We start from the raw sequence: 20,324 nt of genomic DNA, 5'->3' as shown, positions 1-20,324 counted from the left end.
CCCTTTATCGGTGTTTGAGCCTGCGTTCAGGCTTGTGTTTGCGCCAGATGCTCAGCTCAGCTTAGCTTGTCTTAGTCTCTGGCCAGAAGCTATGACGAGCTTGTGACTTTATACAAGGGCTGCCATGCGCAAACGTACAATCCATCAAGAACAAACCGTTCCGGCGGGAAGGTGGAGACGAATGCACAAACATATTCTGACAGTTGTGACGCTTTGGTGTGGCCTTGTGTGGTCAATGGGTGTTCGCGCTGGCGACGTGGAGATCGTGAATGTGGTCGCCGAGCATGAATCCAATGGCTGGCGCTTCGATGTGACCTTAAAGCACGCAGATGAAGGCTGGGATCATTATGCAGATCTATGGCAGGTGATTGCTCCAAATGGCGAAGTGCTCGGCGAGCGGGTCTTGGCCCATCCGCATGTCAACGAGCAGCCGTTCACCCGCTCCTTGAGCGGTGTTGCCATTCCAGAGGGCTTGGATACGGTGAGTGTACGGGCTCGCGACACCGTCCACGGCGTGGCTGCGCAGGTCTATGAGGTCAAACTGGTACCTTGAAACCCAATGCCCGTGTCCTCAGCTTGAGGTGCGCACGAGCACGAGGATGCCGTCAGCGATGAACTGCACGGACAGAGCTGCCAAAAGGACCCCGAGTAGCCGTGTGATCACGAGCTGTGCCGTATCACCCATCAGTCGTTCGATCTTGTCCGCGAGAAAGAATGTCAACATGCAGCTGGCAAGAATGATGACAATGACCGCTCCAAGGCCTGCATAAGCGAGTGTATCGGGTGCTTGACCCGACAGGAGGATGATTGCCGATATAGCTGCAGGCCCGGCTATCAGCGGGATTGCTAGAGGGAAAATCGCCACTTCATGAAGGTCGGCAGCTGTGTGCTCTCCGATGGCTTTTTCGGCCGTTTCAGACTTGCGCTCGGCACGTTTTCCGAACACCATTTCGATCGCGATGATGAACAGCAATATTCCGCCTGCGACCCGAAACGCGGAGACCGAGATGCCGAGCACATTCAAAACGGTTTGCCCGGCGAAGTAGAACAGCATCAGAATTCCGGCGGCTGTCACGGTGGCCCGGATCGCTACGCGGCGTCTTTCAGTTGCTGACAATCCTGCCGTCACAGCCAGGAACATCGGGGCCAATCCAACCGGATCTATGGTAACAAAAAGGGTTGCAAAGGCATTGATGATAAAGTCGGACATTGGCTTGATCGCGGTCCCTAGAGCTGGCGTTTGAATGTCATCATAGTCACTGAATTGCCTTCAGATCATGGGTGGTTTGAAAATCTATTTTCAGGCCTGTGTATGACGCTCGCAAGTCATTGAAATAGCAGGGAAGTATGTTGCGTCGAGGAAAGTGTCACATTTGGTTCAAACTCGTGAATCGGATATAAAAGAAAAAGCAATAACAACGATATGAGTACAATCCTTGGCTGATCAGGATACCAGCACTCCGGGTGGCGTAATGCCTTCCGACATCAAGCCGATTTCCATCGTCGACGAAATGAAGCGCAGCTATCTCGATTATGCGATGAGCGTGATCGTCAGCCGTGCGCTTCCTGACGTCCGGGACGGCCTGAAACCAGTGCACCGCCGCATCATGTATTCCATGCATGAAACCGGCTATGAATGGAATAAACCCTATCGCAAGTCGGCACGTGTCGTCGGTGACGTGATGGGTAAATACCACCCCCATGGTGACAGCGCGATTTACGACGCCTTGGTCCGTATGGCGCAGAGCTTTTCGCTGCGACTGCCGCTGATCGACGGGCAGGGCAACTTTGGCTCGATCGATGGCGATCCCGCTGCGGCCATGCGTTATACAGAATGCCGCCTGAAGAAGGTTGCTCATAAGCTTCTTGATGATATCGACAAGGAAACAGTCGATTATCAGGAAAACTATGACAACTCGGAAAGCGAACCGGTTGTTCTTCCGGCCAAGTTCCCAAACCTCCTGGCCAATGGTGCTGGCGGCATTGCCGTTGGTATGGCAACGAATATTCCGCCGCATAATCTGGGCGAAGTTATCGACGCTGCCATCGCCATGATGGAAAATCCGGAGTTGAGCCTTGAAGAGCTCATGGAGATTGTTCCTGGTCCGGATTTCCCGACCGGAGGCATAATCCTTGGGCGCTCAGGCATTCGCTCCGCGTTTGAAACCGGACGCGGCTCGGTCGTCATGCGTGGCCGTGTTGAGGTTGAGGAAATCCGCAAGGATCGCTTCGCCCTGATCATTTCGGAAATCCCCTATCAGGTGAATAAATCCTCGATGATCGAAAAGATCGCCGAGGCTGTTCGCGACAAGCGCATCGAAGGCATCTCCGATATTCGCGATGAGAGCGATCGCTCCGGTATGCGCGTTGTTATTGAGCTGAAGCGCGATGCGGTTGCTGACGTTGTTCTCAATCAGCTTTATCGCTTCTCGCAGCTGCAGAGCTCTTTTGGCTGCAACATGGTTGCACTGAATGGCGGCAAGCCGGAACTGATGAACTTGTCCGACATGTTGAAGGCTTTTGTTGCCTTCCGTGAGGAAGTCATTGGACGGCGGACCCGGTTCCTGCTGCGCAAATGTCGTGATCGTGCCCATATCTTGGTCGGCTTGGGCATTGCCGTTGCCAATATTGATGAAGTTATCAAGCTGATCCGTGCGGCTCCCGATCCAGCGACCGCCCGTCGCCAGTTGATGGAACGCAATTGGCCAGCTCAGGATGTTGAGTCTCTCATTCGTCTGATTGATGATCCACGTCATCTGGTTCAGGACGACGGTACCTACAAGCTGTCTGAAGAACAGGCCCGGGCCATTCTTGAGTTGCGGCTCCAACGCCTGACGGCGATGGGACGCGATGAAATTGAGGAAGAACTCAACAAGATTGGTGCCGAAATCACTGAATACCTTGATATCCTGCGGTCTCGCGAGCGGATTCAAGACATTATTCGGACTGAAATGCTCGAGATTCGCGAAGAATTCGCGACCCCGCGGAAGACCGAGATTATCGATGGCGGTGCAGACTTCGATGAAGAAGATCTGATCCAGCGTGAAGACATGGTCGTGACCGTGTCCCATGCGGGCTACATCAAGCGCGTTCCGCTGGCGACCTATCGGGCTCAACGCCGAGGCGGCAAGGGGCGTTCGGGCATGGCAACCAAGGACGAGGATTTCGTCACACGCCTGTTCGTGGCCAACACCCATACGCCTGTGCTGTTCTTCTCTTCTCGTGGCATAGCATACAAGATGAAGGTCTGGCGCCTTCCGCTTGGCGGACCAACCGGCAAGGGCAAAGCTCTGATCAATATGCTTCCTCTACAGCAGGGAGAGCAGATTACCTCGCTTATGCCGCTGCCGGAGGATGAGGAAAGCTGGGCAAACCTCGATGTGATGTTTGCCACCGTGCGTGGCACCGTACGCCGGAACAAACTGTCCGACTTTGTTCAGATCAACCGCAACGGTAAAATTGCGATGAAGCTGGATGACGGTGACGGCATTGTCGGCGTTGAAACGTGCTCTGAACATTCCGACGTCATGCTAACCACAGCAACCGGCCAGTGCATTCGCTTCCCGGTAACGGATGTGCGTGTCTTTGCAGGACGCAATTCTGTCGGTGTGCGCGGCATCCGGCTTCCGGACCAGGATCACGTGATCTCCATGCAGATCCTGCATCACATTGATGTTGATGCGGAAGAACGGGCAGCCTATCTGAAGATGTCCCGAGCCTTGCGCGGTGAAGCTGATGATGCGTCCACTGATTCTGGACCTGAAGACGAACAGGATGTTGTGGCCGGTCCGCTGCCTCAGGAGCGTTATGCGCAAATGAGTGCCGCTGAGCAGATCATCCTCACGCTGTCGAAAAATGGCTATGGCAAGCGCACCTCATCGTTCGAGTACCGGGTCACCGGGCGTGGTGGTAAGGGGATCACAGCCATGGCTGTGAATGAGCGCAATGGTCAATTGATTGGCTCGTTCCCGGTCGACGACAACGATCAGATCATGTTGGTCACAGATGGCGGTCAATTGATCCGCTGCCCGGTTGAGGGCATTCGCATCGCAGGTCGCGCGACTCAGGGCGTTATTGTCTTCAAGACAGCCACCGATGAAAGTGTCGTTGCCGTGGAACGTGTCAGCGAGGTTGATGACGATGACATCGAAGATGCTGATGGCGCTGAGGCCGAAGGAACGGGTGAGGGCGGCGTAGCTTCTGCTTCACCAGAAGGCTCTGCCGACGACACATCAGGTTCAGACGACAAGCCGGAAACAGATGGTGAGCCGAGCGCCGAGTAAGCGTTCGGACCAGTAAACTCAAATGAAAACAGCGGCCAGACAGAAATGTCTGAGCCGCTGTTTTTGCATTCGAGTGTGAGGTGCTCTTGCTTGCTAGCTGCCTCTTGGAACGCGAACCAGATTGGATGTGTTCGGCTCGGTAGATGGGCGGTCGATCGTAACAAAACCAACCTTTCGAACAGTAATGTTTTCAGAGAGGGAAACGCCGCAAGCGCGCCTTGCCACCCCATTGCAGTTACCAGTCTGGTCGCTTTCGATTCGGTCAGACTTTCCCAGAGCTGCGCTCTGGTCAGCCGCTCTGGCACTGGCGTTCAAAGGTTCAAATGCAAGGAAGACTGCCAGAATGATTGCGAGAATGCTGAGGATCAGAACGCTGACAACACGTGTGCCGACGGCTTGGGAGTGATCGTCAAACGACTGGTTGCCGAATTCCTGCAAGAACGTATTGGTTTGAAAGGCGCTGCAATGGGTCATGTTCGCTTCCTCCCGGGCGTAATGCCCTGTGTGTCGATGAGACTAAAATGACGGTTGTTTTCCCATTGTGTCGTGATGCCCATCACAAAACTGCGGCTTTATAACCACTGGGGATCTGCTCTACCCTGTCTAGTTTCGGCTTTCCGGCTTGTCGTACCGGCTCGATCAAGCTATGGAGTGCGCCATGAAACGGACAGCGCTTTATCCGGGTTCCTTTGATCCCGTCACCAATGGCCACCTTGATATCCTCAGCCAGGCGCTTGCTTTGGCGGATGAAGTCATCGTTGCGATTGGCATTCATCCAGGAAAAGTGCCGCTTTTCACTTTCGAAGAGCGCGGCCAGATGATCCATGATTGCGCCATTGCAGCTTTTGGAACTGATGAAGCAGCTCGGATCAAGGTTGTTTCCTTCTCCAATCTGGTCATTGAGACCGCCCGTGACCTTGGTGCCAATCTTTTGGTGCGTGGTCTGCGCGACGGCACTGATCTTGATTATGAAATGCAGATGGCAGGGATGAACGGCACCATGGCACCGGACATCAAAACAGTGTTTTTACCGGCTTCCCCTGCCAGTCGCCACATCACCGCCACGCTTGTACGTCAAATCGCCAAAATGGGCGGCGATGCAGGTGCTTTCGTTCCGCCGACTGTGGCCGGACCTCTGGCTGATAAAGCCAGGGGCTGACCCAAGGCCACACGTTTCCCCGACCAAATGGAGTTCCATGTGTCTCGTTTGCTTTCAATTGTGATGCTCATTGCGTCAATCATGTTTGCACCAGCTTTGGCTGGCGCCCAGGATCTCGATCCGGAAAACACACTTTATCTAGACCTTAAAGACGGACGGGTGACTATCAAGTTGCGCCCGGATCTTGCGCCAAACCACGTTGCACGCATCAAGGAATTGACCCGTGAAGGCTTCTATGATGGCATTATCTTTCACCGTGTAATTGATGGCTTCATGGCCCAGACTGGTGATCCGACCGGCACTGGCATGGGCGGCTCCAAGGGAGCTGACATCAAGGCCGAGTTTTCAAAAGAGCCATTTAAGCGCGGCGTTCTTGGCATGGCACGTGCAGCAAGCCCGGACAGCGCGAATTCCCAGTTTTTCATCATGTTTGACGATGGCAATTTCCTCAATGGCCAATACACGGTCTGGGGTGAAGTGGTCGATGGCATGGATCTGGTCGACAACATCGCCAAGGGCGAGCCGCCGGCAAATCCGGACAAGATCGTAAAAATGCAGGTTGCTGCTGACGCTGGCTAACCGGCAAAACAACATAAGACAGAGGCAATGCGCCTCGCAAACGACGGAGATACCGATGGCTGAGTACAAAGACGCCGAAAACACACTCTTGATGGAAACCACTCAAGGGCACATCGTGATTGAAATGAAGCCTGACATTGCACCAAACCATGTTGCGCGCATCAAGGAACTGGTTCGCGAAGGTTTTTATGACGGTATTGTTTTTCACCGTGTAATCGAAGGATTCATGGCTCAGACCGGTTGCCCACAGGGAACAGGTACAGGCGGTTCCGGCAAAAAGCTGAAAGCAGAATTCAACGACGAACATCATGGTCGTGGTGTCTGTTCTATGGCCCGTGCTCAGAACCCTGATTCCGGCGACAGCCAGTTCTTCATCTGCTTCGGCGAAGCTGGTTTCCTGGATGGTCAGTACACTGTTTGGGGCCAGGTTTCTGAAGGCATGGAAAATGTCGACAAGATCAAACGCGGCGAGCCAGTTCAGAACCCTGACAACATTGTCTCCATCAAGGTTGCAGCTGACGTTGCCTGATGAACTCTGATCTACCAAAGATCCCGATCCTGCGCGTGGCGAGGCCTGCCAATGACCTCGCCACGCTCAAACATTTCTATTGTGATGGTGCCGGGTTCAGTATTCTTGCATCATTCGCTGACCATGACGGATTTGACGGCTTGGTTCTTGGGTATCCACAGGCACCCTGGCACTTGGAGCTTGTGAAAGAGGCGGGTGTTGAAGCGTCGAGGGCTGTGGGGTCTGAAAACCTTCTGGTATTGTATTTGCCTGATCATCAGGAATGGCAAACAGCAGTTGACCGCATGCGCCTCCATGGCTATCAGCCCGCAGCGTCCAACAATCCCTATTGGGATGTGGTTGGAAAAACATTTGAAGACCCGGATGGCTATCGGCTTGTGTTTCAAAACCGGGCCTGGACAGCTTAGATCCCCGGCTTAATTCGGTTTTTGAAGCACACTTTCACGAGCGATTGTTATAGACCCATGCGTGTCGACCTCTTCGATTTTGATCTTCCCAATGAGCGGATCGCCCTGCGTCCAGCCCGTCCGCGTGATTCTGCCCGGATGCTTGTCGTGCGCCCGGGAGGTGATCGTGAGCTGACCGATGCCGGTGTCTCTGATCTGGCAGATTGCCTTGAGCCGGGTGATGCGCTTGTCTTCAACGATACCAAGGTCATTCCGGCTCAGCTGGAGGGAACACGGACACGCGGCGATGCGGTTGCCAAAATTAGCGCGACCTTGCATTTGCGAGCAGGTGACGACCGTTGGTGGGTTTTTGTGCGTCCTGCCAAGAAACTGGTCATGGGCGATGTAATTCGGTTTGTCGGCGATGTCTGCGCTGATGCGGCAGTGGATTCTTCAGGCTTTCTGGAAGCCACGGTTGCCGAGAAACGCGATGCCGGAGAAACGCTTTTGGTGTTTGACCGAAGCGGTTCTGCGCTGGATGATGGGATTGTAGGCGTCGGGCATATTCCACTGCCGCCCTATATTGCCCTCAAACGCGGTGAAGACGAGCAGGACAAGTCCGACTATCAGACCATGTTTGCTGACCGAAAGGGTGCTGTTGCGGCACCTACAGCCGGGCTTCATTTTACGCCGGAGCTTTTGGCAAAGATCGATCAGCGCGGCATTGAACAGCACCGGGTAACCCTACATGTTGGCGCTGGAACATTCTTGCCGGTCAAGGCAGATGACACCGGCGACCACAAAATGCATGCCGAATGGGGAGACATCAGCGCTCAGACTGTTGAGGCACTCAAGGCTGTCAGAGCTCGGGGCAACAAGGTTGTGGCTGTTGGCACCACGTCGCTCAGAATTCTGGAGAGTGCCAGTCAGGGCGCTGAGGGATTGGCGCCATTTCGAGGCGAGACGTCGATCTTCATCACGCCTGGCTATCATTTCCGCACCATAGATGCGCTGATGACCAATTTCCATCTGCCTCGCTCGACGCTTTTCATGTTGGTTTCGGCCTTTTCAGGTCTTGAGACCATGCATCGGGCTTATGCCCATGCGATTAACACAGACTATCGGTTCTACAGCTATGGCGATGGTTCTTTGCTGTTTCCCGCCAAAGATGGCGAAGAAGGATAATTCAAGATGCCTCAGACCCCGTTTTCCTTCAAGCTGACCAAGACCGATGGCATGGCTCGGCGCGGAGAAATCCAGACGCCCCACGGCATCGTCAACACGCCTGCTTTCATGCCGGTTGGAACGCAGGCAACCGTCAAGGCGATGTATCCCGGACAGGTGCGTGAGACCGGTGCAGATGTTGTCCTTGGAAACACCTATCATTTGATGCTGCGCCCATCGGCGGAGCGTGTGGCGCGGCTGGGTGGCCTGCACAAGTTCATGAACTGGCCGCACACGATCCTCACCGACAGTGGCGGTTTTCAGGTCATGTCACTGGCACAGCTGCGCAAGTTGGATGAGGATGGCGTGCGTTTTCAAAGCCACATTGATGGCTCGAAGCATCATTTGACTCCGGAACGGTCTGTGGAAATACAGGGCCTGCTCGGCTCAGACATACAAATGCAGCTGGATGAATGCATCAAACTGCCATCACCACGTGAGGAAGTGCAGCGCGCGATGGAATTGTCGCTTCGTTGGGCCGAACGGTCCCGCACTCAGTTTGAAACCATGGGCGGCCCCGGAAAGGGGCAGGGGCTCTATGGTATTGTTCAGGGCGGTGATGTTCAGGATCTTCGGATCAGGTCTGCGGAAGAACTTGGTAAAATGCCTTTTGAAGGTTATTCCGTCGGCGGTCTTGCTGTTGGCGAGCCGCAAGACGTGATGCTTCAGATGCTCGATATCACAACGCCGGTGATGCCGACCGACAAGCCTCGCTATCTCATGGGTGTCGGTACGCCTGATGATCTCCTCGAAAGCGTGAAACGCGGTATTGACCAATTCGACTGCGTCATGCCGACCAGAGCCGGGCGCCATGGACTTGCCTATACGCGCTTCGGCAAAGTTAACCTGAAGAATGCCCGCCACGCAGAAGATCCGCGCCCGCTGGATGAGGAAGCTTTATGCCCGGCAACGAGCGTCTACTCACGCGCATATCTTCATCACCTGGTACGCGCAGGCGAGGGCTTGGCCGCCATGCTTTTGACTTGGAATAATTTGGCCTACTATCAGACCCTGATGCAGGGCATGCGCGATGCGATTGAGGCCAGCCGGTTCGAAGCCTTCTATCAGGAGACCAAGGCCGACTGGGCAAAAGGCGATATCACAGCGGTTTAAAATTCAGGCCGAAAGGCCTGGAGATTTTTTGAGAACGCAGCCTGATATCCGCCAGGAACCATCTAGCTGTTGTTCGAAGCTGTAGAGCGCCAGCCAGTCATGTCCTTTCGGGCCCACCACATAGACCTCCTGAATTGGACCGCCTTTGGTTTCCTTGAGTGCGCCAAAACTGACGTTCTTGGGCTGGTAGACGGGCTGATAACCTTGCTTCACCATTTCCATGAAGACATCAGGTGTCTGAAACCTGCGCTGCAGGTCGCGGGTCGCGAAGGAAAAGGCCTTGGCATAATCGCCGTTCGCGAAAGCCTTCATCTGGTTTGTGATGATTTTCTGAAGAGCTGTAGCGCCGTCTTTTCCAGACTGCGCGTGGGCATGGTTTCCGGCCGGTAACAGCCCGACAAGGACGCAAACACATACAAAGAAAATGAACCGCATAACGGACCGCTCCTTGGTGTTGGAATGAGATCAGTATACGCGTGATTCTTGAAAGAAGATTACTGCGAATGATGGCTAAACAGTCGTATTCGTGTAATATTTTCTCATTTTATTGTCATTTATTACATTAGAGACGCCATAATTCGACATTTTCAGGCGTTTCATCGCGCGACAGTTTTGCTGGAATATCGGCAACCAGACAGCGACCATCACCAAGCAATCTGGAAATCAATGGCCACGCGTCGCCATCGTGGAAAAACACATCATGCGGGACTGCAAGAACCACGGCATCCGCATCAGTGATGTCTGTTTCCTCTGAGAGCAGCAGGCCATACTCACACAAGACCCCATCCGGATCTGCATTCGGATCGAAAATACGAACGTCTGCTCCGAAGTCCTGAAGCTCCCGGATCAGGTCTACGACTTTCGAATTCCGCGTGTCAGGGACATTGGCCTTATAAGTGATACCCAGCACCGTGATCTTGGGCGGCATGGAGCGTCCGAGTTTGACGCAGGCCTGAATGATCTTACCCGCGACAAAGGCCGGCATGGCCTCATTGGTTCCGCGACCGGCTAAAATCACTTGTGGCGTCATGCCAAGCTCATGTGCCTTGTGGGTCAGATAATAGGGATCAACGCCTATGCAATGTCCCCCCACTAAACCTGGCTGGAAGGGCAGGAAATTCCATTTGGTCGCAGAGCCTGCCAGAACATCTCTCGTATCGATTCCCATGGCATGGAACAGCATCGACAATTCATTCATCAACGCAATGTTGAGATCCCGCTGTGTGTTCTCAATGACTTTTGCAGCTTCAGCGACCTTGATTGATGAGGCCCGGTAAATGCCTGCAGTCACAACAGAACCATAGAGGGCGCAAAGCGTGTCGGTCACGGCTGGCGAACTGCCGGAGACAATCTTCACGATGTCTTTGAATTCGCGTTCTGTATCTCCAGGATTGATCCGCTCTGGTGAATAGCCGACTGCAAAGTCTTTGCCGAATGTAAGCCCAGAGGACTTTTCAAGAGCAGGAACGGCAACGTCTTCGGTTGCGCCTGGAAAGACAGTTGATTCGAAAACGACAATCGCGCCCGTCTTCATGACCGATCCAACAGTCTCAGCAGCTTTTGAAAAAGGTGTCAGATCTGGCCGTTTGGACGTATCCACCGGCGTTGGCACAGCAACGATGAAAACATCGCAATGGGCCATGTCCTGAGGTGATAAGGTGAAAGTCAGGTTGTCGTTATGAAGTGTCTCAAGGTCGACCGAGCCAGTGCTGTCCTTGCCGTTTTTCAATTCCGCAAGACGGGTTTCTTTGACATCAAATCCGGTAACCTTGTAGCCAGCCGATGCAAAAGCGGTCGCAACGGGAAGCCCCACATACCCCAGTCCGACAATAGCAATACGCGCTGCAGAATTGGGGGCAGTGGTCATTGTGGTAAGATACCTTGGTCTAGCGTCATAGAGTGCAAAAACGAAAAGATCAGCCAGCCCGAAGACTGCCTGATCTTGTCCTAATCGTAACCCGTGCCTATTTGCAAGTCGCGCATAAACTGCGCTGCCTATTGCAGGCTATTTTGCGGCGCCTGATGTTTTGATGATCTCTTCCAGCAACGGCAATAGTTCAGCGGCCAATTCCGGGTTTTCCAAAGCGTAGGCAATGTTGGCACTCAGAAAACCGGCTTTCGATCCGCAATCATAGGTCTGGCCCGTGTAGCGCAATCCAGTGAAAGTTTGCTGCTCCATCAAGGCCAGCATGGCGTCCGTAAGCTGGACTTCTCCACCGGCACCGGTCTCCTGATTTTCCAGAAGGTCGAAGATATCAGGCTGCAGGATATAGCGTCCGTTGATGTAAAGATTGGACGGCGCTGTGCCGGCTGCAGGCTTTTCCACCATACCAGTGATGCCGAAGGTCTCAGCTTTTGCATCGCCATCAACTTCGACAATGCCATAATTGTGGGTCTGATCTTCAGGGACGGCCTCAACAGAGATCACGTTGCCCCCTTTTTCGTTATAAACGTCAACCATCTGACTTAGGCAGCCCTGATCGGACTTCATGATCATGTCCGGAAGCAGAATCGCAAAAGGCTCAGGCCCGATGATCTCGCGCGCACACCAAATAGCATGTCCAAGGCCCAGCGGAGCCTGCTGTCGGGTGAAGCTGGTTGAGCCCGCCTCTGGCCGTAGTTTTTCTAGAAGGTTCAAAGCCGAAATTTTGTTACGGCTCTTCAGCGTTTCTTCCAGTTCATAATTTCTGTCAAAATGGTCAGCGATGACATGCTTGTTTCGTCCGGTGACGAAGACAATGTGTTCGATGCCAGCGGCCCTGGCTTCCTCAACAACATATTGAACGATTGGCCGGTCAACGACCGTCAGCATTTCCTTGGGCACAGCCTTGGTGGCAGGCAAAAAACGGGTTCCAAGACCTGCCACAGGCAGAACGGCTTTGCGGATCGGTTTATTCATCTATCTGTATTTCCCGTGGTGCAGTACGAATGTTGCAGAGCGAGTCGTCACCCACAAATGCGGCATAAATACCTATCAAAAGTAAAACGCAGGATTGTTGTTTAGATTGCATTGTGTGTGATTTAAATGACAAGACAGAATTATAATAACGCTGCGTATGTAAACAAAAAAACCTCTCAACAGGACTATGATCAGACAAACGACTTTCCGGTCGGCGTATATGTTGCGACGCTGCCGCAGACAGGCTATTGAACGGGCAAATTTCGATGCGCCTATTTGGGCGGTCAGACAAAAGGAAACGTCATGTCCCTGCCGAATACTGAAGTTCGTGTCGGATCCGTAGCCTTTTCCAACACGTCAGCCTTCAGCCTGATAGCCGGTCCTTGTCAGATGGAAAGCCGCGCGCACGCTCTCGAATGTGCAGCAGCCATCAAGGAAATTACTGACGGGCTCGGAATTTCGGTGGTTTTCAAATCGTCTTTCGACAAGGCTAACCGGACATCGCTGTCAGCCTCTCGAGGCGTTGGAATCAAGGACGCGTTGCCGGTTTTTGCTGAAATCAAAGAAACATATGGGATGCCGGTGCTGACCGACGTTCACACTGCCGAACAATGTGCTCCTGTTTCGGAAGTGATCGATGTTCTGCAGATACCGGCTTTTCTTTGCCGTCAGACAGATCTTCTGATCGCCGCAGCCAATACTGGCGCTGTTGTGAATGTCAAAAAGGGGCAATTTCTAGCTCCCTGGGACATGAAGAACGTCTTGATGAAGGTCGTGGAGAGCGGAAACCCTAATGTACTGTTGACGGAGCGCGGTGCGAGCTTTGGCTACAACACCTTGGTCAGTGATTTCCGCGCGTTACCAATTATGGCTGAAACTGGCGCTCCGGTGGTGTTTGATGCAACTCACTCCGTCCAACAACCCGGTGGACTTGGTGGATCATCTGGCGGTGATCGTCGCATGGTTGCCGTTCTGGCGCGGGCGGCCGTCGCTGTCGGCGTCGGTGGTCTTTTTATTGAGACTCATCCGGACCCTGACAACACGATTTCATCTGACGGCCCGAACATGATTGCTTTGAAGGACCTCGGTGCCCTGCTTGCCGAACTCAAAGCCATAGACGCTGTTGTCAAAAATCGCCCAGCCTCTTGAATTTATGCCCTTTATGGTCGTGATATGATGGTGTCATGCCTGCCTTTTCCCGGACAGTCCGGGACCAAACCAGCTCGCCAGCCTTCTCCTGGTGCAGCACTCGCCAAAGTTCTTTGAGCCAAAGCGTAAACGTACAAACGCCGCTCGGCGGCACGTATATGGAGTGAACGATGACCGCAATTATTGATATTATCGGACGTGAGATTCTCGACAGCCGCGGCAATCCGACGGTTGAAGTCGATGTCTTCCTGGAAGATGGATCCTTCGGTCGCGCTGCTGTTCCCTCTGGTGCGTCCACAGGCGCTCATGAAGCTGTTGAGTTGCGCGATGGCGGATCACGTTTCCTGGGTAAGGGCGTGCTTGAGGCCGTTGATGCCGTCAATGGCGACATCTTTGATACGGTTGGCGGTCTCGATGCTGAAGATCAGCTGAAAATCGATCAGGCGATGATCGATCTGGATGGAACCGAGAACAAGGCGCGCCTTGGCGCAAATGCCATTCTGGGTGTGTCTCTGGCGGTGGCCCGTGCCGCTGCCCAATGCACTGGCTTGCCGCTCTACCGCTACGTTGGCGGAACGTCTGCACGTACTTTGCCAGTCCCAATGATGAACATCATCAACGGCGGCGCGCATGCGGATAACCCGATTGATTTTCAGGAATTCATGATCATGCCGGTCGGCGCTTCTTCATTGAAAGAAGCTGTGCGTATGGGCGCTGAAGTGTTCCACACGCTGAAGAAAGCCTTGAGCGACGCGGGCCACAACACCAACGTTGGCGACGAAGGCGGCTTTGCGCCAAATCTTGAGTCCACCGATGCGGCCATTGGTTTCGTCATGAAGGCAATCGAGAAAGCCGGATACAAGCCTGGCGAAGACATGTTCCTGGCGCTTGATGCAGCTTCAACTGAGTTCTTCAAGGATGGCAAGTACGTTCTGGAAGGTGAAGGACGCTCACTTGATCCGGAAGAAATGGCCAAGTACCTGGGCGATCTTGTCGACCGTTACCCGATCATCTCGGTAGAAGATGGTCTGGCAGAAGACGATTGGGATGGCTGGAAAGCTGCGACTGATCTGTTCGGCGACAAGTGTCAGCTAGTCGGCGATGATCTGTTCGTCACCAATTCCACGCGCTTGCGCAAGGGAATTGATATGGGGGTCGCCAATTCGATCTTGATCAAGGTCAACCAGATCGGCACATTGTCCGAAACATTGGACGCAGTTGAGACAGCTCATAAGGCTGCTTACACGGCTGTGATGTCCCATCGCTCCGGTGAAACCGAAGACAGCACTATTGCGGATCTTTCGGTTGCGACAAATTGCGGCCAGATCAAAACTGGCTCACTTGCACGCTCTGACAGGTTGGCAAAGTACAACCAGCTTATCCGTATCGAAGAAGAGCTTGGACCTCAGGCGGTCTATGCAGGCACATCGATCCTGAAAGCCTGATAAACTTCCTCCGTATATAGGGGGCGAATGAAAAAAACGCCCCGAGCTGATCAGCTTGGGGCGTTTTTATATGTTCAGTTGCTGAATGATTTAGGTCACGACTATAATCTGCTCAGCCCTCGGCGGCTTCAGGTTCACTTGTATGTGTTTCCTGAGCATGGCGAATGGCAGCTGCAAGCGTGTCGACTTTTTCAGCGCCAGCAATAACAAATCGCCCATCAATGATGAAGCACGGGACCCCCGTAACGCCCATTTCCTGAGCCCTTGCAACGTGTTGCATGGTCTTTTCAAGGTCGCTATCAGTTTCCAGAAGCTGCTCCACGAGGTCTGACTGCATGCCAGCAGCCTCCGCGATTTCGACCAGCGTTGAGGCCTTGGTAAGGTCACCACCTTCCAGAAAGTAGGACCGGAACAGGAGTTCGACCACTTCGTTTTGCAAATTATCAGCCCGGGACCAAAGAATCAGCCGGTGGCAATCAAGTGTGTTGGGAGACAGCTTGATCTTGTCGAAGGCAAAATCAATGCCTTCTTCCGCACCAGCGGCTTTGATAGTCTCATAGAATGACACCGATCGCTCCGGACCGAATTTATCAATCAGATAGGTTTGCCGGTCCTTGCCTTCCTTCGGCAAGCTGGAATCCAGTTGATAGGGATGCCATCGGACATCGACACTAATATCCGGGACCAGAGCAAGCGCTGCTTCCAGCCGCCGTTTACCGATGTAGCACCATGGGCACATCACATCTGAAACCACATCTACGGCAATTGCAGCGTCATCAGCCATCTTGTTGTCCTTTATCGCATGCGTTCCCTATAACATTAGGTTTTTTGCATAGTCGTTTCCAGTGGCAACAAGCTTAAAGAAGCGTATGTCCAAGAATTGCGTTAATGCGCGCCTGCAGATTCTCTTTACCTCTCTCGCTTTTCAACACGGCGATCGGGCCAACATCATGTACGAAACAAACCAGATCCTCTTCGCGACTGGTCGCTGCGGCAATCGACAGAACCGTTCCGTAGAGGTTGGGCGCCAAGAGAGTGGACGCATTGGCCTTGGAAAAATTCTCTGGCAAGAGTTTCATTTCCCAGATTTCCAAGCCGCGCAATTTAAGCGCAGCACCTGCCTGCTTCAAATAACGCGCATAATAATCCTGAGATACGCCGCCCGTTGTTAGCTGTTGGGCGAGCCACTTGTGACTTTCTGCAAGAGTTTTATCCGCCAGTCGCCGCCGCTTGCCGGAGCGAATGGCAGCCGCCAGGCGCAGTTGCAAGTCAGCGTTGCTGAGAGGAAGCTTGAGTACATCTGTGGCCCCAGCACGATAAAGCGTCGGAACATCAGCTTCGATCTCAGTGATCGCGATAGCTGGCAAGGAAGCAAAGCGCGCGTCCATTCTCAATTTGTGCAAATTTTCCAGAGTCTCGTCGAAGGGAGAGTCAAGGATCACAGCGTCAAAGGCGCGCTGTGCGAGGTAATCTTCGCCCATTTGTTGACTGAATGCACCAATGACTTCAACTTTGCGTTGGCTGGCTTGCTGAACCTGCAAGAACCGACCGCCCATCCCGATGACGAGAACGCCACTTGCGCCCTTGTAATGAGCGGCAGTTCCATATCCTGGAATTCTACCAAAGCTAAGGCGCCTGAGGCGGGCTTCTTCCGAGCGCATCAACGCTCGCTGAACGTCACAAATGATATCAAAGAGCGTGTAGTCAGGAATTGCACTATCGAGCACCGCATCAGCACGTGGCCGTTGCGGTAATATGGTGCCTGGTGCGCAAAGCAAGAGCACGGGAACATCTGTCTTCAACGCCGCAATGTTCTTGGTCAGCCAATTCCAGAACATTTGCGGATCGTTGAGAGCATTGACCGTGTTGACGTCGACAAGGACTACGCATGGCAAGGTGGATGGTGGCTGTGTTGCTGCCTCGAACGCAGCAATCAGATCGACATCGGCACTCAGGCCCGGAATAGGTCCTGCAGACCCGGGCAGAGAACGACCGGCGAACCAAGCAGGCCCGTGCCAGAGAAGTGAAGAACTGCTATCCATTACAAGCCAATATCAACGAAGAACAAGAGAATTAGGCTACCTGCGCAGAGCGGCGCTGTGTGCGCGTTGTCATACGGTCTCGATCCACCGTTCCATCAGCCAGTTTCGGAATTGATTGCATGATCAATACCCTGAAGGGAATTTGTGCAAGATCAACACCTTCTGCATCGAGGTAGGCGAAGAACGCCTTTGCATCGGGCACGGAACCGGGAGAGGGAACCAGAGCAGCATAAACGCGCGCGCCAATCACGTCGTCTTCCACAAGAAAGGCGGCAGCGTCCTGAAGCCCAGGGTACGTTTTATAAACCGAGTCGATGGCCTCAAGACCACTTCCTCCCGGCGCATAAGCACCCGGGATGCCGAAACCGGCTAGGCCGTCTTCCAGCTCCTCGACCATAATCCCGGTCTTGAGGTAGCCGTTCTTATCAATGGACATCGCTTTTTCAGCAGGGATCGTCCGCCAGCTGGTTCCAGGAACAGCTGGTCCTTTCATCAAAAGGGTTGGATTTCCGACACCTTCTTCTTTCTCTACCGTGATATCCAATAGGGCTGGCCCGCTCTCACGCCCGTTTGACCCGTCATGCTTTCCCAGTGGTACGGCCTCGACGCTTGTCGCATGTGTTCGTTTTCGCGCAACCAGAGCGAACTCGTCGGCGATATGCAGATCAATCAAGGGGTGGCGTGGTTTGAAAGCAATCGGGGGCGGGGCTGAAATACTCCAGGCAGCAGCGATTGTGACAGACTTGCTGCTCAGGCCCTTATCCAGCAATTGAGCCAGAGGACCCGGCGTCAGAACATAATCAGCGCCAACTGAATTTGCATGCTTCGCAAGCCGAGCCAGGGAGGTCGGGTGATGCAGGTAAAGGCTCCCAGAGCACAACAACCAAGGCAACAAGCCGGCCCCAAGCCCGGTCAGGCCGCTGAGAGAATAGGGGACGAGCAGCTTTGAGCCGTCTTGAAGGTTGCTCTCGGCCATTGCCAGTTGAGCGGCTGATATCCAGTGATTGTGGCAGCGCGTCACGGGAACGGTTTCACCACCGCAGCGGCTCCAGGAAATCGTTGCTGTGTGGTCCGCAGCCTCTGATCTCTCACTTTCCGGCAGGGTTAGATCGTCGCCCATTTCGGCCAGCATTGGTCCCAGTTCAATCAAACCATCCGGGATATCCGTACCAAGACCGAAAACGAAACGAAGAGAAAACAGGTCACCAGCCACATCGCGTGCATCGGCTCCAACCATACGCGTCTCAACGCGGTCGGCAGCGATGAACCCCTTTGCACCGATGGAATTGAGCGCCGCCAGAACGTTTTTCTGTCGCCAGTGCAACGGCAAGGGAGACACAACAAGATCAGCGCGCAATGCAGCCAGAAAAGCTATTACGGTATCGACGGTATTGGGTGACTGTATGCCGATGACGTGATCAGCCTTCAACCCAACGGCGTTGTAAAACGCTGCCAGTTTGTCGATCTCCCGGTCAGCCTCGGCATAGGTGACGCTCCGAGGCGCACCCCCAGTCCATTCCTCTCGGTCCGGAGCATCAGCAATGGCAAGCCGGTCTGGATGTGCCTGGGCCGTGGCCTTGAACAGGTCATAAAGTGTCAGGTCACCCCAACCGCCGTCTTTATGGTGTTCGGTCAATAGACTTTCGGAAATGGCTTTCATGATCTTTCCACTTTACCGATTAATTCTGCGCGGTTGAGGTCGACCACCAGGTGTCGAATTCATCGCCATAGAGGGAATGGTGTTCTGGAGGCTGGACGGTATCCCAGCGCGCAAACCAGATGTTTGGAACGTGATAGAGCGGCACGGCATAAGCGCCTGATATCAGCACCCTGTCAAAGGCGCGCACAGCTGCTACAAAGTCTTCCTTACTGCGTGCCCCGACCATCGCGTCGATCAGGAAGTCAATTGCCGGATCCTTGGCGCCTACAATGTTGAACGAGCCCGTGGCATCTGCAGATGCACTCGACCAGCGACCATATTGCTCTCCGCCTGGAGACAAGGATGCAGACCAGGTGTTAAACACCATGTCGTATTCACGCTTGATCCGGCGATCTTCAAACTGAGAGGGATCAACGGTTCTGACCGAAACGTCGATGCCAAGCAGGGTCAAGGTTCTGATGTAGGCGAGGGCGAGTTTTTCCTCGTCTTCATTCTTGGTGAGAATCTCGAATGCCAAAGCCTCTCCGGAGGCCGAATTGACCATCTTGCCATCCTTGAGGTCATAACCGGCCTGTTTGAATTTGCCCAAGGCAGATCTGAGGATCTTGCGATCCCGTCCAGATCCATCAGCTTCAGCAGGTCTCCAGCTTCCATCCAGAACATCAGGCTCAACGGCATCCGGGAAGTCTGCCAGAAGGGCCAGCTCACGGTCATCTGCAGCGCGCCCGATTGACGAGAGAATGGAATTGTCCCAGTAGCCTGCCGTGCGTTTGTAGAGGCCGTAGTAAATGTTACGGTTCACCCATTCGAAGTCGAACAGCTCGGCGAGTGCTCTTCTGACCCGAACGTCTGAGAAGACCTCGCGTCTTGTGTTGAAGGCAATGCCTTGCATGTTGGAGGGTATTCCAAGAGCAAATTCTTCCTGAGTGACCCGCCCGTCCTTGGCTGCCGGAAAGTCAAAACCAGTCGTCCAGCGGGCCGGGTCTCGGAATTGCAGGACGTCAATGAGGCCTTTTTTGAAAGACTCCTGAAGTGTGGTTTCATCCCGAAAGTATTCTACCCGTATTTCATCGAAATTATCGAAGCCCGCCTTAACCGGCAGGTCCTTGCCCCAATAGTTCGGGTTTTTCTTATAAACCACACGTTTGCCAGGATCTATTTCGTCAAAAACATAAGGACCCGAGCCAATCGGTGGTTTCAGCGTTGACTTTTCGAAATTCTCGGAGTCGGTGTTGGACTTAGACAAGATCGGAGCAAGGGCAATCAGCAGCGGCAGTTCGCGATTGTCACCATTTTCGAACACCAAGCGAATGGTCCGCTCTGAGGGATATTCCTTGCGGATGATCTTGCCATACCAATTCCGGTAGGGAGGTCGTCCCTTGTCGCGGATGATATCAAAGGAAAAAGCCACATCTTCAACGGTGACAGGCGAGCCATCTGAAAACTTCGCATTCGGATTCAAGGTGAATTCAATCCATTCCCGGCTTTTGGGCATGCGAACACTTTCTGCAAGATGAGCATAAAGTGTAAACGGTTCGGCATAAGAACGCGTCAGGAGGCTTTCGAATATATTATTGCCGAATTGCCGTTCCTTCATGCCGCGCGCGCTTGTCCAGCCGCCTTGCACGATGAAAGAATTCAAACTGTCGAACGTTCCCTGAACGCCAAGCGTAAGAACACCGCCCTTGGGGGCATCCGGATTGGCATAGGGCAGGTACGTGAAATCAGCAGGCAATGCCGGATCGCCATGCATTGATATAGCATGGGCCGATTGCACTTCTTCCGCCATTGCCGGAGAGAAAGACAGTGCGCCATAAGCCACAAAACCAGCTGCGACCAAAATGGACGTAATTTTC

At 53.6% G+C, this 20,324-nt stretch carries 19 protein-coding genes; 10 read left to right on the top strand and 9 right to left on the bottom strand.

Annotation, left to right across the window (positions count from 1 at the left end; genetic code table 11):
- Positions 1–181 precede the first annotated feature (181 nt).
- Complete coding sequence (locus V6575_RS17820) at positions 182–553, top strand: hypothetical protein (protein ID WP_422785600.1); 372 nt, start codon at positions 182–184, stop codon at positions 551–553.
- An 18-nt stretch (positions 554–571) separates the two neighbouring features.
- Here the strand turns inward: V6575_RS17820 and V6575_RS17815 are convergent, their stop codons facing one another.
- Positions 572–1,210 (bottom strand): MarC family protein, encoded by a 639-nt coding sequence (locus V6575_RS17815; RefSeq protein WP_340276241.1) that lies wholly within the window; start codon positions 1,208–1,210, stop codon positions 572–574.
- A 262-nt stretch (positions 1,211–1,472) separates the two neighbouring features.
- On the opposite strand from V6575_RS17815, the gene gyrA reads away from it, so the two are divergent.
- Positions 1,473–4,283 carry a DNA gyrase subunit A gene (gene gyrA, locus V6575_RS17810; RefSeq protein WP_340276358.1) on the top strand — a complete coding sequence of 937 codons (2,811 nt, stop codon included), beginning with the start codon at positions 1,473–1,475 and terminating at the stop codon, positions 4,281–4,283.
- A 93-nt stretch (positions 4,284–4,376) separates the two neighbouring features.
- On the opposite strand, the gene V6575_RS17805 is transcribed toward gyrA, so the two are convergent.
- The gene (locus V6575_RS17805) at positions 4,377–4,757 is read right to left on the bottom strand and encodes a hypothetical protein (protein WP_340276239.1); all 381 of its coding nucleotides are present in this window, start codon (positions 4,755–4,757) and stop codon (positions 4,377–4,379) included.
- A gap of 184 nt (positions 4,758–4,941) precedes the next feature.
- On the opposite strand from V6575_RS17805, the gene coaD reads away from it, so the two are divergent.
- From coaD to tgt, 6 genes are all read left to right on the top strand, one after another.
- A complete protein-coding gene (gene coaD / locus V6575_RS17800; protein WP_340276238.1) occupies positions 4,942–5,442 on the top strand; it encodes a pantetheine-phosphate adenylyltransferase in 501 nt (166 codons plus the stop codon).
- Positions 5,443–5,505: 63 nt separating this feature from the next.
- Positions 5,506–6,021: a peptidylprolyl isomerase gene (locus V6575_RS17795; protein ID WP_340276357.1), complete on the top strand. Its 516-nt coding sequence runs from the start codon at positions 5,506–5,508 to the stop codon at positions 6,019–6,021.
- Positions 6,022–6,076: 55 nt separating this feature from the next.
- Entirely contained in the window at positions 6,077–6,550 is a 474-nt protein-coding gene (locus V6575_RS17790) for a peptidylprolyl isomerase (RefSeq protein WP_340276237.1), read from the top strand.
- Entirely contained in the window at positions 6,550–6,957 is a 408-nt protein-coding gene (locus V6575_RS17785; RefSeq protein ID WP_340276236.1) for a VOC family protein, read from the top strand. Before V6575_RS17790 ends, V6575_RS17785 begins: the two co-directional genes overlap by 1 nt.
- A 57-nt stretch (positions 6,958–7,014) precedes the next feature.
- The gene (queA, locus tag V6575_RS17780) at positions 7,015–8,121 is read left to right on the top strand and encodes a tRNA preQ1(34) S-adenosylmethionine ribosyltransferase-isomerase QueA (protein WP_340276235.1); all 1,107 of its coding nucleotides are present in this window, start codon (positions 7,015–7,017) and stop codon (positions 8,119–8,121) included.
- A gap of 6 nt (positions 8,122–8,127) precedes the next feature.
- Positions 8,128–9,273 (top strand): tRNA guanosine(34) transglycosylase Tgt, encoded by a 1,146-nt coding sequence (gene tgt, locus V6575_RS17775; protein WP_340276234.1) that lies wholly within the window; start codon positions 8,128–8,130, stop codon positions 9,271–9,273.
- A gap of 3 nt (positions 9,274–9,276) precedes the next feature.
- On the opposite strand, the gene V6575_RS17770 is transcribed toward tgt, so the two are convergent.
- The 3 genes from V6575_RS17770 to galU form a co-directional block, all read right to left on the bottom strand.
- Positions 9,277–9,708, bottom strand: a complete 432-nt coding sequence (locus V6575_RS17770; RefSeq protein WP_340276233.1) for a DUF4864 domain-containing protein — start codon at positions 9,706–9,708, stop codon at positions 9,277–9,279.
- Positions 9,709–9,835: 127 nt separating this feature from the next.
- Complete coding sequence (locus V6575_RS17765) at positions 9,836–11,140, bottom strand: nucleotide sugar dehydrogenase (protein WP_340276232.1); 1,305 nt, start codon at positions 11,138–11,140, stop codon at positions 9,836–9,838.
- A gap of 138 nt (positions 11,141–11,278) precedes the next feature.
- Entirely contained in the window at positions 11,279–12,172 is an 894-nt protein-coding gene (gene galU, locus V6575_RS17760) for a UTP--glucose-1-phosphate uridylyltransferase GalU (protein ID WP_340276231.1), read from the bottom strand.
- Positions 12,173–12,475: 303 nt separating this feature from the next.
- Between galU and kdsA the strand changes: the two genes are divergently transcribed.
- Entirely contained in the window at positions 12,476–13,321 is an 846-nt protein-coding gene (gene kdsA, locus V6575_RS17755; protein WP_340276230.1) for a 3-deoxy-8-phosphooctulonate synthase, read from the top strand.
- Positions 13,322–13,491: 170 nt separating this feature from the next.
- A complete protein-coding gene (gene eno / locus V6575_RS17750) occupies positions 13,492–14,766 on the top strand; it encodes a phosphopyruvate hydratase (protein WP_340276229.1) in 1,275 nt (424 codons plus the stop codon).
- Between the two features lie 112 nt (positions 14,767–14,878).
- On the opposite strand, the gene V6575_RS17745 is transcribed toward eno, so the two are convergent.
- From V6575_RS17745 to V6575_RS17730, 4 genes are all read right to left on the bottom strand, one after another.
- Complete coding sequence (locus V6575_RS17745) at positions 14,879–15,550, bottom strand: DsbA family oxidoreductase (protein WP_340276228.1); 672 nt, start codon at positions 15,548–15,550, stop codon at positions 14,879–14,881.
- 73 nt (positions 15,551–15,623) lie between these two features.
- Entirely contained in the window at positions 15,624–16,808 is a 1,185-nt protein-coding gene (locus V6575_RS17740; RefSeq protein ID WP_340276227.1) for a response regulator, read from the bottom strand.
- Between the two features lie 31 nt (positions 16,809–16,839).
- The gene (locus tag V6575_RS17735; RefSeq protein WP_340276226.1) at positions 16,840–18,468 is read right to left on the bottom strand and encodes an AMP-binding protein; all 1,629 of its coding nucleotides are present in this window, start codon (positions 18,466–18,468) and stop codon (positions 16,840–16,842) included.
- 19 nt (positions 18,469–18,487) lie between these two features.
- Complete coding sequence (locus V6575_RS17730; protein WP_422785603.1) at positions 18,488–20,257, bottom strand: extracellular solute-binding protein; 1,770 nt, start codon at positions 20,255–20,257, stop codon at positions 18,488–18,490.
- Positions 20,258–20,324 lie beyond the last annotated feature (67 nt).

This window comes from Roseibium algae (assembly GCF_037783265.1).
Taxonomy (GTDB): domain Bacteria; phylum Pseudomonadota; class Alphaproteobacteria; order Rhizobiales; family Stappiaceae; genus Roseibium; species Roseibium algae.
This window is presented reverse-complemented; position numbering and strand designations above follow the sequence as displayed.

What these genes read in the sequence shown, in the direction of transcription:
- V6575_RS17790 (WP_340276237.1), top strand. Translation starts at nt 6,077, where the DNA reads ATGGCTGAGTACAAAGACGCCGAAAACACACTCTTGATGGAAACCACT.
- V6575_RS17815 (WP_340276241.1), bottom strand. Translation starts at nt 1,210, where the DNA reads ATGTCCGACTTTATCATCAATGCCTTTGCAACCCTTTTTGTTACCATA.
- V6575_RS17730 (WP_422785603.1), bottom strand. Translation starts at nt 20,257, where the DNA reads ATGGCGGAAGAAGTGCAATCGGCCCATGCTATATCAATGCATGGCGAT.
- V6575_RS17770 (WP_340276233.1), bottom strand. Translation starts at nt 9,708, where the DNA reads ATGCGGTTCATTTTCTTTGTATGTGTTTGCGTCCTTGTCGGGCTGTTA.
- kdsA (WP_340276230.1), top strand. Translation starts at nt 12,476, where the DNA reads ATGTCCCTGCCGAATACTGAAGTTCGTGTCGGATCCGTAGCCTTTTCC.
- queA (WP_340276235.1), top strand. Translation starts at nt 7,015, where the DNA reads ATGCGTGTCGACCTCTTCGATTTTGATCTTCCCAATGAGCGGATCGCC.
- V6575_RS17795 (WP_340276357.1), top strand. Translation starts at nt 5,506, where the DNA reads ATGCTCATTGCGTCAATCATGTTTGCACCAGCTTTGGCTGGCGCCCAG.
- eno (WP_340276229.1), top strand. Translation starts at nt 13,492, where the DNA reads ATGACCGCAATTATTGATATTATCGGACGTGAGATTCTCGACAGCCGC.
- V6575_RS17820 (WP_422785600.1), top strand. Translation starts at nt 182, where the DNA reads ATGCACAAACATATTCTGACAGTTGTGACGCTTTGGTGTGGCCTTGTG.
- V6575_RS17805 (WP_340276239.1), bottom strand. Translation starts at nt 4,757, where the DNA reads ATGACCCATTGCAGCGCCTTTCAAACCAATACGTTCTTGCAGGAATTC.
- V6575_RS17745 (WP_340276228.1), bottom strand. Translation starts at nt 15,550, where the DNA reads ATGGCTGATGACGCTGCAATTGCCGTAGATGTGGTTTCAGATGTGATG.
- tgt (WP_340276234.1), top strand. Translation starts at nt 8,128, where the DNA reads ATGCCTCAGACCCCGTTTTCCTTCAAGCTGACCAAGACCGATGGCATG.
- galU (WP_340276231.1), bottom strand. Translation starts at nt 12,172, where the DNA reads ATGAATAAACCGATCCGCAAAGCCGTTCTGCCTGTGGCAGGTCTTGGA.
- V6575_RS17735 (WP_340276226.1), bottom strand. Translation starts at nt 18,468, where the DNA reads ATGAAAGCCATTTCCGAAAGTCTATTGACCGAACACCATAAAGACGGC.
- V6575_RS17785 (WP_340276236.1), top strand. Translation starts at nt 6,550, where the DNA reads ATGAACTCTGATCTACCAAAGATCCCGATCCTGCGCGTGGCGAGGCCT.
- gyrA (WP_340276358.1), top strand. Translation starts at nt 1,473, where the DNA reads ATGCCTTCCGACATCAAGCCGATTTCCATCGTCGACGAAATGAAGCGC.
- coaD (WP_340276238.1), top strand. Translation starts at nt 4,942, where the DNA reads ATGAAACGGACAGCGCTTTATCCGGGTTCCTTTGATCCCGTCACCAAT.
- V6575_RS17740 (WP_340276227.1), bottom strand. Translation starts at nt 16,808, where the DNA reads ATGGATAGCAGTTCTTCACTTCTCTGGCACGGGCCTGCTTGGTTCGCC.
- V6575_RS17765 (WP_340276232.1), bottom strand. Translation starts at nt 11,140, where the DNA reads ATGACCACTGCCCCCAATTCTGCAGCGCGTATTGCTATTGTCGGACTG.